The sequence below is a fragment of the Bradyrhizobium sp. Ai1a-2 genome (genome assembly GCF_000426245.1).
In the GTDB taxonomy this organism is placed as follows: domain Bacteria; phylum Pseudomonadota; class Alphaproteobacteria; order Rhizobiales; family Xanthobacteraceae; genus Bradyrhizobium.
The window spans coordinates 1-13,235 of the sequence record NZ_AUEZ01000009.1; the positions used below are offsets into that span (position 1 = coordinate 1).

Consider the following 13,235-nt stretch of genomic DNA (forward strand, 5'->3'; position numbering starts at 1 on the left):
AAGCCGGGTGCTGGTTGCACCCGTGGGTCCCGTGCAACAAAAAGCACGGGGGTAGGACCACAGGTTCAACCGAAGCATTCCGGCTTTCCCTGCGCGATGGTGTTACGGCTTACTTCGTGCTCTGCCCGGTGACCGGGCTCTTTTGCCACCGTCACCCTTAGGGATGTTTCCATCCCCCAGGACTTAGCGCCAGCGTCGGGGCGCCAGGACCACACGACTTCGCCGTCCGCGTTACTTGCGCTCGTCAGCCGCAACACCCGCGTCCACCGCATCTCACCGCAACGTTCGTGACGATCGCGACCCGCCCCTCATTCGGGTGAGACGCGCGGATTCATAGTGCTGATTTGCCCGACGACGGAAGCGGAATGTTTTTCGCGCGAGGGCTGGACAGACTTTTGGCTGATTTGCCCGTCGGGGTGATTTGTCGCACCCAATGTCCCCACATCGTCATTGCGAGCCAACGGGTCGCGCGAACGCGCGCCCGATGACAGGCTCCACGAAGCAATCCATGGCGCCGCTTGTGCAGGCATGGATTGCTTCGCTTCGCTCGCAATGACGGCAGAGGTCGGGACCGCGGGACTAGCCCGCGCCGACGGCTTTCTTGCGCCAGGCGAGATGCACGGCGCAGGTGCAGCCGGGTGGGTGCGAGGTGACGTCGTTGGCGGGGGTGGCGACCGGCGCGGGCGCAGGCGTTGGTTGCTTGGCGTCCTGCGAGGGGATGTAGTTCAGCACGGGCGCGAGCCAGCGCTCGACTTCGGTGACCGTCATGTCCTTGCGCGCGGCGTAGTCCTCGACCTGGTCGCGCTCGATCTTGCCGACGCCGAAATAGAAGCTCTCGGGATGGCTGAAATAGAGGCCGGAGACCGACGAGCCCGGCCACATCGCAAAGCTCTCGGTGAGCTTCACACCGGCGGTGCTCTCAGCATCAAGCAGCGCGAACAGCGTCTGCTTCTCGGTGTGGTCGGGCTGCGCCGGATAGCCCGGCGCCGGGCGGATGCCCTGATATTTCTCCAGTATCAGCTCGTCCGCCGAGAACGTCTCCTCGGGCGCGTAGCCCCAGAACTCCTGGCGCACGCGCTGGTGCATGCGCTCGGCGAAGGCTTCGGCCAAGCGATCGGCCAGCGCCTTGCACAGGATCGAGGAGTAATCGTCGTTGGCCTTCTTGAAGCGGTCGGCGATCACGTCCTCGCCGATCCCCGCCGTGACGACGAAGCCGCCGATATAGTCGGGCACGCCCGACGATGCGGGCGCGATGAAGTCCGACAGCGCGGCGTTGAAGCGGCCTTCGCGCTTCTCGAGCTGCTGGCGCAGCGTATGGAAGGTCGCGATCTTCTTCTTCCGCGTCTCGTCGGCATAGACGGCGATATCGTCGCCCTCGGCATGGGCGGGCCAGAAGCCGATGGTGGCGCGCGCCGTGAACCATTTCTCCGCGATGATGCGCTTAAGCATCTTCTGCGCATCATCATAGAGCGAGCGCGCGACCTCGCCGACCTTCGGATCGTCGAGGATGGCCGGAAAGCGCCCGGTCAATTCCCAGGTCTGGAAGAACGGTGTCCAGTCGATGTATTTGGCCAGCTCCGCCAGATCGTAGGCGTCGAAGCTCTTGATGCCGAAGAAGGCCGGCTGCTTCGGTGGCGTCTTGGCGAAATCGATCTTGACGCCGTTGGCGCGGGCTTGCGCCAGCTTCAGCCGCTTCTTGTCCTGTTGCGCGCGGAAATGCGCCGCGGAGATCTTGGCGTATTCGGCGCGGACATCCGCGGCATAGGTTTTGCGCTTCTCGGGCGAGAGCAGCGAGGAAGCAACGCCGACGGCGCGGCTGGCATCGTTGACATGCACGACCGGTCCGCCCGGATAGTTCGGATCAATCTTCACGGCCGTATGGACGCGGCTGGTGGTGGCGCCGCCGATCAGGAGCGGCAGGTTCAGGCCCTCGCGCTCCAGCTCGCCGGCGAGAAAGCTCATCTCGTCGAGCGAGGGCGTGATCAGGCCGGAGAGGCCGATGATGTCGGCGCCTTCGGCCTTCGCCGTCTCGATGATCTTTGCGGCCGGCACCATCACGCCGAGGTCGATGACCTCGAAATTGTTACATTGCAACACGATGCCGACAATGTTCTTGCCGATGTCGTGGACGTCGCCCTTCACCGTCGCGAGCACGATCTTGCCGGCGGCGTTGCGGCCATCGCTGGTTACGCCATTGGCGAGGTTGCGCGCCTTCTCCTCTTCCATGAACGGCATCAGATAGGCGACCGCCTGCTTCATGACGCGCGCGGACTTCACCACCTGCGGCAGGAACATCTTGCCGTCGCCGAAGAGGTCGCCGACCACATTCATGCCGGCCATCAGCGGACCCTCGATGACGTCGAGCGGACGCTGCGACGCCTGCCGCGCCTGCTCGGTATCGGCCTCGATGAACTCGGTGATGCCGTGCACCAGCGCGTGGCTGAGCCGCTTCTCGACCGGCCATTCGCGCCAAGCGAGATCGGCTTCCTTGCTCTGCTTCTCCTTGCCGCGGAATTTCTCAGCCAGAGCCAGCAGGCGCTCGGAGGCGCCTGGATCGCGGTTGAGGATGACGTCCTCGCACACCTGTCGCAGCTCGGGATCGATGTCGTCATAGACGATCATCTGCCCGGCATTGACGATGCCCATGTCCATGCCGGCCTTGATGGCATGATAGAGGAACACCGAGTGCATCGCCTCGCGCACCGGCTCGTTGCCGCGGAACGAGAAGGAGAGATTGGAGACGCCGCCGGAAATATGCGCGCCCGGCAAATTCTGGCGGATCCAGCGCGTGGCCTCGATGAAATCGACGCCGTAATTGTTGTGCTCCTCGATGCCGGTCGCGATCGCGAAGATATTGGGATCGAAGATGATGTCTTCGGGCGGGAAGTCGAGCCGGTTGACCAGGATGTCGTAGGCGCGCTTGCAGATATCGGTCTTGCGCGCGAACGTGTCGGCCTGGCCGGTCTCGTCGAACGCCATCACCACCACGGCCGCGCCATGGCGCTTGGCGATCGTGGCCTCGTGGATGAATTTCTCCTCGCCCTCCTTCATCGAGATCGAGTTCACCACCGGCTTGCCCTGGATGCATTTCAGCCCGGCCTCGATCACGGCGAATTTCGAAGAGTCGACCATGACAGGTACGCGAGCGATGTCGGGCTCGGCGGCGACGAGGTTGAGGAACGTCACCATCGCCTTCTCGGAATCGAGCAGGCCCTCGTCCATGTTGACGTCGATGATCTGCGCGCCGTTCTCGACCTGGTCGCGCGCGACCTGCAGCGCGGCCGCGTAGTCGCCCGCGGTGATCAATTTGCGGAAGCGCGCGGAGCCCGTGACATTGGTGCGTTCGCCGATGTTCACGAACGGGATGGCGTCGGTCAGCGCGAACGGTTCGAGGCCTGAGAGCCGCAAGCGCGGCTCGATCTCAGGGACTATGCGCGGCTTGTGCGGCTTAACCGACGCGGCGATCGCGGCGATATGGTCCGGCGTGGTGCCGCAGCAGCCGCCGACGATGTTGACGAGGCCGTCGCGCGCGAATTCGCCGATCAGCCGCGCCATATATTCCGGCGTCTCGTCGTACTGGCCGAACTCGTTGGGCAGGCCGGCGTTCGGGTAGGCGCAAACGAGCGTATCGGCGACGCGGCCGATATCGGCGATGTGGCTGCGCAGGTCCTCCGCGCCGAGCGCGCAGTTGAAGCCGATCGTGATCGGCTTGGCATGCCGCACCGAATTCCAGAACGCCTCCGGCAACTGGCCCGAGAGCAGGCGGCCGGACTTGTCGGTGATGGTGCCCGAGATCATCACGGGCACGTCGATGCCGCGCTCTTCGGTGATCTCGGAGATCGCATAGAGCGCGGCCTTGGCGTTCAGCGTGTCGAAGATGGTTTCGACCAGCAGCAGATCGGCGCCGCCGTCGAGCAGGCCGTTGATCTGCTCGCCATAGGCCTTGCGCAGATCGTCGAACGTGACAGCGCGATAGCCGGGATTGGAGACGTCGGGCGAGATCGAGGCGGTGCGGTTGGTGGGCCCCAGCGCGCCCGCGACGAACCGCGGCCTGCCATCCTCGGCACTCACCTTCTCCGCCGCTGCGCGCGCGAGCCTGGCGCCCTCGCGGTTGAGCTCATAGGCGAGGTCCGACATGTCGTAGTCGGCCTGCGCGATCGAGGTCGAGGAGAAGGTGTTGGTCGCGACGATGTCGGCTCCGGCGCGCAAATAGGCGGCGTGGATGTCCTCGATCGCCTTCGCTTGCGTCAGGATCAGGAGGTCGTTGTTGCCCCTGATGTCGCGGTGGAAATCCTTGAAGCGTTCGCCACGGAAGGCGGCCTCGTCGAATTGCAGGCCCTGGATCATCGTGCCCATGGCGCCGTCGAGCACGAGGATGCGCTCGCGCGCGGCGGCGATGAGGGCGGTACGCTTGGGAGAGACGGGTACGGTCATTTGATCAGGCAGCCTTCTGCGCGCCGTTCGGACGGATGCCGAGCAGGTGGCTGATCGCGAACACGAGATCGGCGCGGTTCATGGTGTAGAAATGGAAGGTGTCGACGCCGTGCTTGGCCAGCTTCTGCACCTGGCCCGCGGCGACAGTTGCTGCCACCAGTTTGCGGGTCTCGGCGTCGTCATCGAGGCCTTCGAATTTCGCGGCGAACCAGTCCGGCACCGTGGTGCCGGCGCGGGTGACGAAATTGCGGGCCTGCTTGAAATTGTGCATCGGCATGATGCCCGGCACGATCGGGATCTCGATGCCGCGCGCCCGCACCCGGTCGAGGTAGCGGAAGTAGAGGTCGTTATCGAAGAACACCTGGGTGATGGCGCGCGTGGCGCCGGCATCGACCTTGGCTTTCAGCGTGTCGATATCGGCGTCGAAATCCGCACTCTCCGGATGCTTCTCCGGATAGGCGGAGACCGAAATCTCGATATCGGGATGACGCTTCTTGATGCCGGCGACCAGTTCGGGCGAGCTTTGGTAGCCGTCCGGATGGGTGTAATAGGGCGTGCCGATGCCGCCGGGCGGGTCGCCGCGCAGCGCCACGATGTGGCGGACGCCGACCTCGTGATAGCGATCGACGATCTCATCGATTTCGCCGCGTGAGGCGCTTACGCAGGTCAGATGGGCCGCCGGCAACAGCCTGGTTTCGTTCAGGATGCGGGCGATGGTCGAATGGGTGCGCTCGCGCGTCGATCCGCCGGCGCCATAGGTCACCGAGACGAAGGTGGGCGACAGCGGCGCCAATCGGTTGATCGTGTCCCACAGGTTACGCTCCATCTCCGCGGTCTTCGGGGGGAAGAACTCGAAGGAAATGGCGGGAGTCCTGAACGGCGGGGTGGCAACCTCGGTCATGGCTCTCACAAGCTCCAGGGACAATCGGCGACAGGCTTGGCAGTCAAGCAGGTAAGATAGGGCAAAGCGGGCGCGGCAAACAGCCCATCGGTAATGGGAATTTGCCCACTTTTAGGGAATTTGTTGGTTGTCAGCAGCATTTTAAATGCAAGGTGGGCAGGAGTGCAAATCTTGCGTCTGAGCCCGAAAATCCAGAGATAAATGCTGGTTGCGCCCGATTCTCAGGTCAAATCGATGTGCTTCTTGAGGTTGGGCAGCAAAGGATTGTTACGGATTGACGACATTCTGTCCCACTCTCAAGCGTGATCGCTAGGCTCCAGACTTGGAGTGTCGCGGAGCTGATCTGCACGTGAAGGGGCTTTGTGGTTTCAATGTGCCGCCCTAGCTTAGCGCGATGATCCCGCTTTCCGTCCTGGACCTTTCGGTCGTCACGACAGCCACAAAGCCCGCCGCGGCGCTGCGCAACAGCATCGACCTGGCGCGCCATGTCGATGGGCTCGGCTTTGTCCGCTATTGGCTCGCCGAGCACCACAACCTCGCCTCCGTCGCGAGCCCCGCGCCGGACCTGATGATCGGGCAGATCGCTGCCGTCACCAGGAACATCCGCGTCGGCTCCGGCGGCGTGATGCTGCCCAACCATGCGCCGCTGGTGGTCGCCGAGCGCTTCAAGATGCTGGAGGCGCTGTTCCCCGGCCGCATCGATCTCGGCCTCGGGCGGGCGCCGGGCACCGACGGCGCCACGGCCCATGCGCTGCGCAGCCGGCTCGACCGCCGCGAGGGCGACGATTTCCTGGAGCGGCTGCACGAATTGACACTGTGGGAGACGCGCGACTTCCCGCCCGGCCATCCCTACAACAATGTGGTGGCAATGCCTGATGATTCGCCGCTGCCGCCGATCTGGCTGCTCGGTTCCAGCGGCTATTCGTCCGAGCTGGCGGCGCAGGTCGGCATGGGCTTCGCCTTCGCGCATCATTTCGCAACCCATGACGCGGTCGATGCGATGACCAACTATAAAGCCCATTTCAAGCCTTCGGGCTGGCGCCAGACGCCCAGCGCGATCCTCGCGGTGGCAGCGGTGGCGGCCGAGACCGATGACGAGGCGGAGAAGCTGGCGCTGTCGATGGACCTCAACCGGCTGCGCCGGGATCGCGGCCAGTATCTGCCGCTGCCGAGCGTCGAGGAGGCGCTGGCCTATCCCTATACTGCCGCCGAACGCGCTTCCATCGCCCGCAACCGCTCGCGCTTCTTCGTCGGCAGCCCGGCGACGGTGGTTGCAAAACTGCAGCCGCTGATCGCGGCGACCGAGGCGGATGAGCTGATGATCATCACCGCGGTGTATGACCACGAGGCGCGGAAGAAGTCGTACAGCCTGCTGGCAGATGCGTTCGGGGTTACTAAGAAGGAAGCTGCTTGACGCCAAGCGAAGCTTCGTAGCCCGGGTGGAGCGAAGCGCAACCCGGGACAGCTGCGTCAATGTCTATTGGCGGTCCCGGGTTACGCTGGCGCTCCACCCGGGCTACGCGTCCACCACCGCCCCTCAATCCGCCTTTTCGCTGAACGTCGCGCGGAAGGGGTGGGCGGGATAGACGCCCACGATACGGAATTCGCGGGAGAAGAATTTCAGCTCCTCAAGCGCGAAGGCCAGCCCGCGATCGTAAGGGTGGCCATCGACATCGGCATAAAATTGCGTGGCGAAGAAATTGCCGTCGACCATGTAGCTTTCGAGCTTGGTCATGTTGACGCCATTGGTGGCGAAGCCGCCGAGTGCCTTGTAGAGCGCGGCGGGCAGGTTGCGCACCCGGAAAACAAACGTAGTGACCAAGGGGCCCGAATCCTGCTCGGCCCATTTAGCGTCGCGCGCCAGCACCACGAAGCGGGTGGTGTTGTGGGCCTCGTCCTCGATGTCCTCGGCCAGGATGTCGAGGCCGTAGATGTCGGCGGCTAGGCGCGAGGCGATGGCGGCGACGCTTTTGTCGCCACGCTCGGAAATGTCGCGCGCGCTGCCGGCAGTGTCGCCGGCGACGATCGGCCTGATGCCGAGCTTGCGGATGATGCGCCGGCACTGGCCGAGCGCGTGCACATGGCTCTCCACGCTCCTGATGTCGGCAAGCTTCGTGCCCTTCACCGCCATCAACTGATGCCGGACCGGCAGGAACCATTCGCCGACGATGAACAGGCCGGAGGCCGGCAGCAGATGGTGGATGTCGGCGACGCGGCCGGCGACCGAGTTCTCGATCGGGATCATGCCGAGATCGGCCTCGCCGGAGGAAATCGCCGACAGCGCATCCTCGAAGGTCGCGCACGGTATCGGCTCGGCGTCGGGATAGGCCTCGACGATCGCGATGTGGGAATTGGCTCCGGGCTCGCCCTGGAAGGCGATTTTCAGCTTCTTGGTCATGCTGCCTTGTATCAGCCGTTCAGGTTTTGGCCAGTATCCGCCGCGCGGTTTCGAGGTCGGCCGGGGTGTCGACGCCGCGCGGCACGGTATCGACGATGGTGACGTCGATCCGCATCCCCGCCTCCAGCGCGCGGAGCTGCTCGAGCTTCTCCTGCTGTTCCAGCGGCGACGGCGGCAGCCGCACGAAGCGCTCCAGCGCGGCGCGGCGATAGGCGTAGAGGCCGATATGGTGGTAGCGCGGCCCGTCGCCGTACGGCGCGGTCGCGCGGGTGAAATAGAGCGCGCGCAGCCGCTGCGCCGTGATCGGCGAGCCGACCGCCTTCACCACGTTCGGGTTGAGGCTTTCCTCCTCGGTGTGGATCTCGGAGGCGAGCGTTGCGATATCGACGGCGCCGTCGTCGAGCGGCGGCAGCACGGCGCGGATCGTGTCCGGCGTAATGGTCGGGAAATCGCCCTGCAGGTTGACCACGACGTCAGCCTTGGCTTGCGGATCGAGCGTGGTTGCGGCCTCGAAGATGCGGTCGGAGCCGGAGGGGTGATCGGCGCGGGTCATCACCGCCTCGCCGCCAGCCGCTGTTACGGCCGCGGCGATCTCCGGCGCGTCGGTTGCGACCGCGACCCGGCCGATGTCGGCCTCGATCGCCCGGCGCAATACGTGGACGATCATCGGCAGGCCGGCAATGTCGAGGAGCGGCTTGCCCGGCAGCCTCGTGGCCGCCATGCGGGCGGGAATCAGCACCAAAATCCGCGGATCAGCCATCGTATAGAAACCCTGCCGAAGGCAGGAATCAGGGTGGGGACGGGGTGAAAGTCGGCGCGTTTATACGGGTTGCCAGAGCGCAGGCAAACCGATATCTCAACTCTGCTCGGGGGAGGCGCGATGAGGGCTGATTCCGAGGCTCACCCCCGCGGCCGTTCGGCCCGCCTGAAGTCGACATTTTAGGCCTGGAGCCTGATCCGAAATGGACTCCTTCGAACTCAACAAGATTCTCGGTGCGCTGCTTGGCACCTGTCTCATTGTCCTGGTGACGAGCTTTGCCGCGCAGGCGGTGTTCACGCCGCGGCCGCTGGAGAAGCCCGGCTTCGAGATCGCCGTGAAGGAGGAGACCAAGGGGGGCGGACCTGCGGAAGCCGCCGCATCGTCTGAGCCGATCGAGAAACTGCTGCAGACCGCCTCTGTGGAAAAGGGCTCCGCAGCCGCCAAGAAGTGCGCAGCCTGCCACACCTTCGAGAAGGGCGGCCCGAACCGGGTCGGTCCGAATCTGTTCGGCATCGTCGGCGAGGCCCGCGGCGAAGGACGCGGGTTCAACTTCTCGGCCGCCATGAAGGCCAAGGGCGGCACCTGGACCTTCGACGATCTCAACAAGTTCCTCACCAACCCGAAGGGTTTCATCCCGGGCACCGCGATGGGATTCGCGGGCATTCCGAAGGACAGCGAGCGCGCAGACGTGATCGCCTACCTGAATTCGCTGTCGGATCATCCGCAGCCGCTGCCGACTGCGCAGAAATAGCATTTCCCTCATGGATTCAATCGGAACGGCCAGGCATTGCCTGGCCGTTTCCGTATGGATCGCATCTTGTCATCGGGACGTTTCGCCGCACACGTGATGGCTCCCGGGCTTCCAAGATGAGGAAAAAGCAACATAATCCGCCGAAACCTTGCCCTATATTACGCACTTAGATGCGTAACCTCGGTTCACGACAGGATGCTCCCTTTGGCCATTACCCGACGACACCTTCTGCAGACCGGCGCGGTGGCCGCGCTGACCCCCGTGATGGGCATGGCAATTGGCATCCCGGCGATGTCGAGCGCGCAGGCGGACTCGGGAGGCGGTGAGCCGGCATGGCGCCACGCGCTATCGCTGTTCGGCGATGTCAAGTATGCGGCCGACTTCAAGCACTTCGATTACGTCAATCCGGATGCGCCCAAGGGCGGCACGGTACGTTCGATCCTGATCGGCACCTTCGATAATTTCAATCTCGCGATCGCGGGCGTGAAGGGCAACATCGTCGCCGCGATCCCTCTGATCTATGAGAACCTGATGACGTCGTCGCTTGACGAAGTTTCCACGGGGTACGGCGCGCTCGCCGAGGCCGCGAGCTATCCCGACGACTTCTCCTTCGTGATCTACCGGCTGAGACCGCAGGCGAAGTGGCACGACGGCAAGCCGGTGACTGCGGACGATGTCGTCTTCTCGTTTGACGCCTTCAAGAAATACGACCCGATGTCCGCGGCCTACTACAGCCATGTGGTCCGGGCAGAGAAAGTCAACGACCGCGACGTGAAGTTCGTGTTCGATGGGCCGGGCAATCGCGAACTGCCGCACATTGTGGGCCAGCTCACGATCCTGCCGAAGCATTGGTGGGAAGGCACCGACAGCGACGGCAAGAAACGCGACGTCTCCGCAACGACGCTCGAGAAGCCGTTGGGCTCGGGCCCCTATCGGGTTAAGGAATTTGTCCCGGGCAGGTCCATCACGTTCGAACGCGTGAAGGAGTATTGGGGCAACGAGCTTGCGGTCAATGTCGGGCGCAACAATTTCGAAGAGTTGCGTTACGAATATTTCCGGGACGGGACCGTCGCGCTCGAGGCCTTCAAGGCAGACCAGGTCGACTGGCGCACCGAGAACAGCGCCAAGAACTGGGCGACCGCTTATGATTTTCCAGCCGTTTCCGAGAAGCGCGTGGTGCTCGAGGAGTTCCCCCTTCGCAACTCGGGCGTGATGCAGGCGTTTGCGCTGAACCTCCGTCGCGCCAAGTTCAGCGATCCGAAGGTTCGCCGCGCGCTGAACTATGCGTTCGACTTCGAGGAAATGAACAAGCAGATTTTCTTCGGCCAGTACAAGCGCATCTCCAGCTATTTTGACGGCGCCGAAGAACTGATGGCGACCGGCCTGCCGCAGGGCCAGGAGCTGGAAATCCTCGAAGGCGTGCGTGCTGAAGTCCCGCCCGAGGTCTTTACGACCGCCTACAGCAACCCCGTCGGAGGCAATCCTCAAGCCTCGCGCGATAACCTTCGCGAGGCCCTGCGCCTCATGAAGGAGGCCGGCTACGAAGTCCGCGATCGCAAGCAGGTCGACGTCAAGACCGGAACGCCGTTCACGATCGAGTTGCTGACGCAGCAGCCGGAATTCGAACGGGTCATGCTGTTCTACAAGCCGTCGCTGGAACGGCTCGGCATCGCCGTCAGCGTGCGCACCATCGATCCGAGCCAATACGAGAACCGGATGCGCGAATGGGATTTCGACATCGTGACCTCGTCCTGGCCGCAGTCGCTGTCGCCCGGCAATGAACAGCGCGAGTTCTGGGGCACGAAGGCCGCGGACGTGCCCGGTTCGCGCAATATCCTGGGCATCAAGAATCCGGCGATCGACAAGCTGATCGATCGGGTCATCTTTGCCAAGAATCGCGCCGAGCTCGTCGCCGCCACCAAGGCGCTCGACCGCGTGCTGCTGTGGAATCACTACGTCGTGCCGCAGTGGAACTACCCGAAGCTGCGCACCGCGCGCTGGGATCGCTTCGGCCGTCCGGCCGAATTGCCCAAATATGGCGCATCGGGCTTCCCCGCTGTCTGGTGGTACGACGCGGACAAGGCGAACCGGATCGCGAAACGATCTTGAAGGACGATCCCCGCATGGCGCTATTCACCCGTCGGCACGCGCTCGGCCTCGGCATCGGGGCGCTATGCGCGACGCGGCTTCGCCCGGCAGCCGCCGATAACGGCGTCGGGATGCACGGCATGTCGGCGTTCGGCGATTTGAAATATCCCGCCGACTTCCGCAATTTCGACTATGTCAATGTGAATGCGCCGAAGGGCGGCATGTTCTCGCTGATCCCCTCGGTCCGCGCCTATAACCAGTCCTATTTCACGTTCAATTCCCTCAACGCCTACATCCTCAAGGGCGAGGGCGCGCAGGGCATGGACATGACGTTCACGGCGCTGATGGCGCGCGCCGGCGATGAGCCCGACGCGATGTACGGGCTGGCCGCAAAGTCGGTGCAGATTTCGCCCGACAAGCTTACCTACACCTTCACGATGCGCCCCGAGGCACGCTTTCACGACGGCTCCAAGCTGACGGCGCAGGACGTCGCGTTCTCGCTGAACACGCTGAAGGAGAAGGGACACCCGCTGATCCTGGTGCAACTCCGCGATTTCATCAAAGCGGAAGCGCTCGACGACGCGACCGTCGTCGTCACCTTTGCGCCGAAGCGCGCGCGTGACGTGCCGCTTTATGTCGCGAGCCTGCCGATCTTCTCGAAGGCCTACTACGCCAAACGGCCGTTCGAGGAATCGACGCTCGATGCGCCGCTCGGCTCTGGGCCGTACAAGGTCGGCCGGTTCGAGGTCAACCGCTTTATCGAATATGATCGCGTCAAGGACTGGTGGGCGGCTGATCTTCCAGTCTGCCGCGGCAGCTATAATTTCGACACCGTCCGCTACGAGTTCTATCGCGACCGCGACGTCGCCTTCGAGGGTTTCACCGGCAGGAATTATCTCTATCGCGAGGAGCTCACCGCGCGCATCTGGGCCACGCGCTATGATTTCCCCGCGATCAAGGACGGCCGCGTCAAGCGCGAGCTGTTGCCGGATGAGACGCCGTCGGGCGCGCAGGGCTGGTTCATCAATATGCGTCGCGACAAGTTCAAGGACCCGCGTGTGCGCGAGGCGCTGATCTACGCCTTCGATTTCGAATGGACCAACAAGACCATCATGTACGGCGCCTATGCGCGCACGCATTCGCCGTTCCAGAATTCGGACATGATGGTCTCCGGCCCGCCGTCGCCGGAGGAAGTGGCGCTGCTCGAGCCGTTCCGCGGCCAGGTGCCGGACGAGGTGTTCGGCAAGCCCTTCGTGCCGCCGGTGTCGGATGGTTCGGGGCAGGACCGGGCGCTGCTGCGCAAGGCGGCTCAACTGCTGAGCGATGCCGGCTGTGTCGTCAAGGATGGCAAGCGGCTGCTGCCGAACGGCGAGCCTTTCACCATCGAATTCCTCAACGACGAAGCCTCGATCCAGCCCCATCACGGGCCCTACATCAAGAACCTCGCCACGCTCGGCATCGACGCCACGTTCCGGCTGATCGACGCCGTGCAATACCGGGCGCGGCTGGAGGATTTCGATTTCGACATGACCATCGAGCGCTTCTCGATGAACGCAACCCCGGGCGACAGCATGCGCGCGTTCTTTTCGTCGCAGTCTGCCAGCACCAAGGGTTCCTATAATCTCGCAGGCATCTCCAGCCCGGTGATCGATGCGCTGATCGAGAAGATCATCGCCGCCGAGACCAGGGCGGAACTGACCACCGCCTGCCGCGCCTTCGACCGCGTCTTCCGCGCCGGCCGCTACTGGGTGCCGCAGTGGTACGCCAACACGCACCGCGTCGCCTATTGGGACCTGTTCGCCCATCCGCAGAAGCCGGCGCGCTACGCGCAAGGCGTGGGAGCGCCGGAGAACTGGTGGGCCGATCCGGCCAAGGCCACGAACGCCGAACAGGCGAAGTAGAC

General features: G+C 63.9%; 8 protein-coding genes. 4 read left to right on the forward strand and 4 right to left on the reverse strand.

Features of this window, described 5'->3' with window-relative positions; translation table 11 throughout:
• Window positions 1-579 precede the first annotated feature (579 nt).
• Window positions 580-4,434, reverse strand: coding sequence for a methionine synthase (gene metH / locus K288_RS0108780; RefSeq protein WP_027579200.1), 3,855 nt, complete (start codon window positions 4,432-4,434; stop codon window positions 580-582).
• Between the two features lie 4 nt (window positions 4,435-4,438).
• Window positions 4,439-5,335, reverse strand: coding sequence for a methylenetetrahydrofolate reductase [NAD(P)H] (gene metF / locus K288_RS0108785; protein ID WP_027579201.1), 897 nt, complete (start codon window positions 5,333-5,335; stop codon window positions 4,439-4,441).
• Between the two features lie 394 nt (window positions 5,336-5,729).
• On the opposite strand from metF, the gene K288_RS0108790 reads away from it, so the two are divergent.
• Entirely contained in the window at window positions 5,730-6,749 is a 1,020-nt protein-coding gene (locus tag K288_RS0108790; protein WP_027579202.1) for an LLM class flavin-dependent oxidoreductase, read from the forward strand.
• Between the two features lie 123 nt (window positions 6,750-6,872).
• Here the strand turns inward: K288_RS0108790 and K288_RS0108795 are convergent, their stop codons facing one another.
• Both K288_RS0108795 and K288_RS0108800 read right to left on the reverse strand, forming a co-directional pair.
• Window positions 6,873-7,733 carry a prephenate dehydratase gene (locus K288_RS0108795; RefSeq protein ID WP_027579203.1) on the reverse strand — a complete coding sequence of 287 codons (861 nt, stop codon included), beginning with the start codon at window positions 7,731-7,733 and terminating at the stop codon, window positions 6,873-6,875.
• A gap of 19 nt (window positions 7,734-7,752) precedes the next feature.
• The gene (locus K288_RS0108800; protein ID WP_027579204.1) at window positions 7,753-8,493 is read right to left on the reverse strand and encodes a 3-deoxy-manno-octulosonate cytidylyltransferase; all 741 of its coding nucleotides are present in this window, start codon (window positions 8,491-8,493) and stop codon (window positions 7,753-7,755) included.
• Window positions 8,494-8,695: 202 nt separating this feature from the next.
• Between K288_RS0108800 and K288_RS0108805 the strand changes: the two genes are divergently transcribed.
• The 3 genes from K288_RS0108805 (at window position 8,696) to K288_RS0108815 (ending at window position 13,233) form a co-directional block, all read left to right on the forward strand.
• Window positions 8,696-9,244 (forward strand): cytochrome c family protein, encoded by a 549-nt coding sequence (locus K288_RS0108805; protein ID WP_027579205.1) that lies wholly within the window; start codon window positions 8,696-8,698, stop codon window positions 9,242-9,244.
• A gap of 204 nt (window positions 9,245-9,448) precedes the next feature.
• The gene (locus tag K288_RS0108810) at window positions 9,449-11,353 is read left to right on the forward strand and encodes an extracellular solute-binding protein (protein WP_027579206.1); all 1,905 of its coding nucleotides are present in this window, start codon (window positions 9,449-9,451) and stop codon (window positions 11,351-11,353) included.
• Window positions 11,354-11,367: 14 nt separating this feature from the next.
• Window positions 11,368-13,233 carry an extracellular solute-binding protein gene (locus K288_RS0108815; RefSeq protein ID WP_027579207.1) on the forward strand — a complete coding sequence of 622 codons (1,866 nt, stop codon included), beginning with the start codon at window positions 11,368-11,370 and terminating at the stop codon, window positions 13,231-13,233.
• Window positions 13,234-13,235: the final 2 nt, after the last annotated feature.

Excerpts from the sequence above, each read along its gene's own strand:
- metH (WP_027579200.1), bottom strand. The coding sequence starts at position 4,434 with ATGACCGTACCCGTCTCTCCCAAGCGTACCGCCCTCATCGCCGCCGCG.
- metF (WP_027579201.1), bottom strand. The coding sequence starts at position 5,335 with ATGACCGAGGTTGCCACCCCGCCGTTCAGGACTCCCGCCATTTCCTTC.
- K288_RS0108790 (WP_027579202.1), top strand. The coding sequence starts at position 5,730 with ATGATCCCGCTTTCCGTCCTGGACCTTTCGGTCGTCACGACAGCCACA.
- K288_RS0108795 (WP_027579203.1), bottom strand. The coding sequence starts at position 7,733 with ATGACCAAGAAGCTGAAAATCGCCTTCCAGGGCGAGCCCGGAGCCAAT.
- K288_RS0108800 (WP_027579204.1), bottom strand. The coding sequence starts at position 8,493 with ATGGCTGATCCGCGGATTTTGGTGCTGATTCCCGCCCGCATGGCGGCC.
- K288_RS0108805 (WP_027579205.1), top strand. The coding sequence starts at position 8,696 with ATGGACTCCTTCGAACTCAACAAGATTCTCGGTGCGCTGCTTGGCACC.
- K288_RS0108815 (WP_027579207.1), top strand. The coding sequence starts at position 11,368 with ATGGCGCTATTCACCCGTCGGCACGCGCTCGGCCTCGGCATCGGGGCG.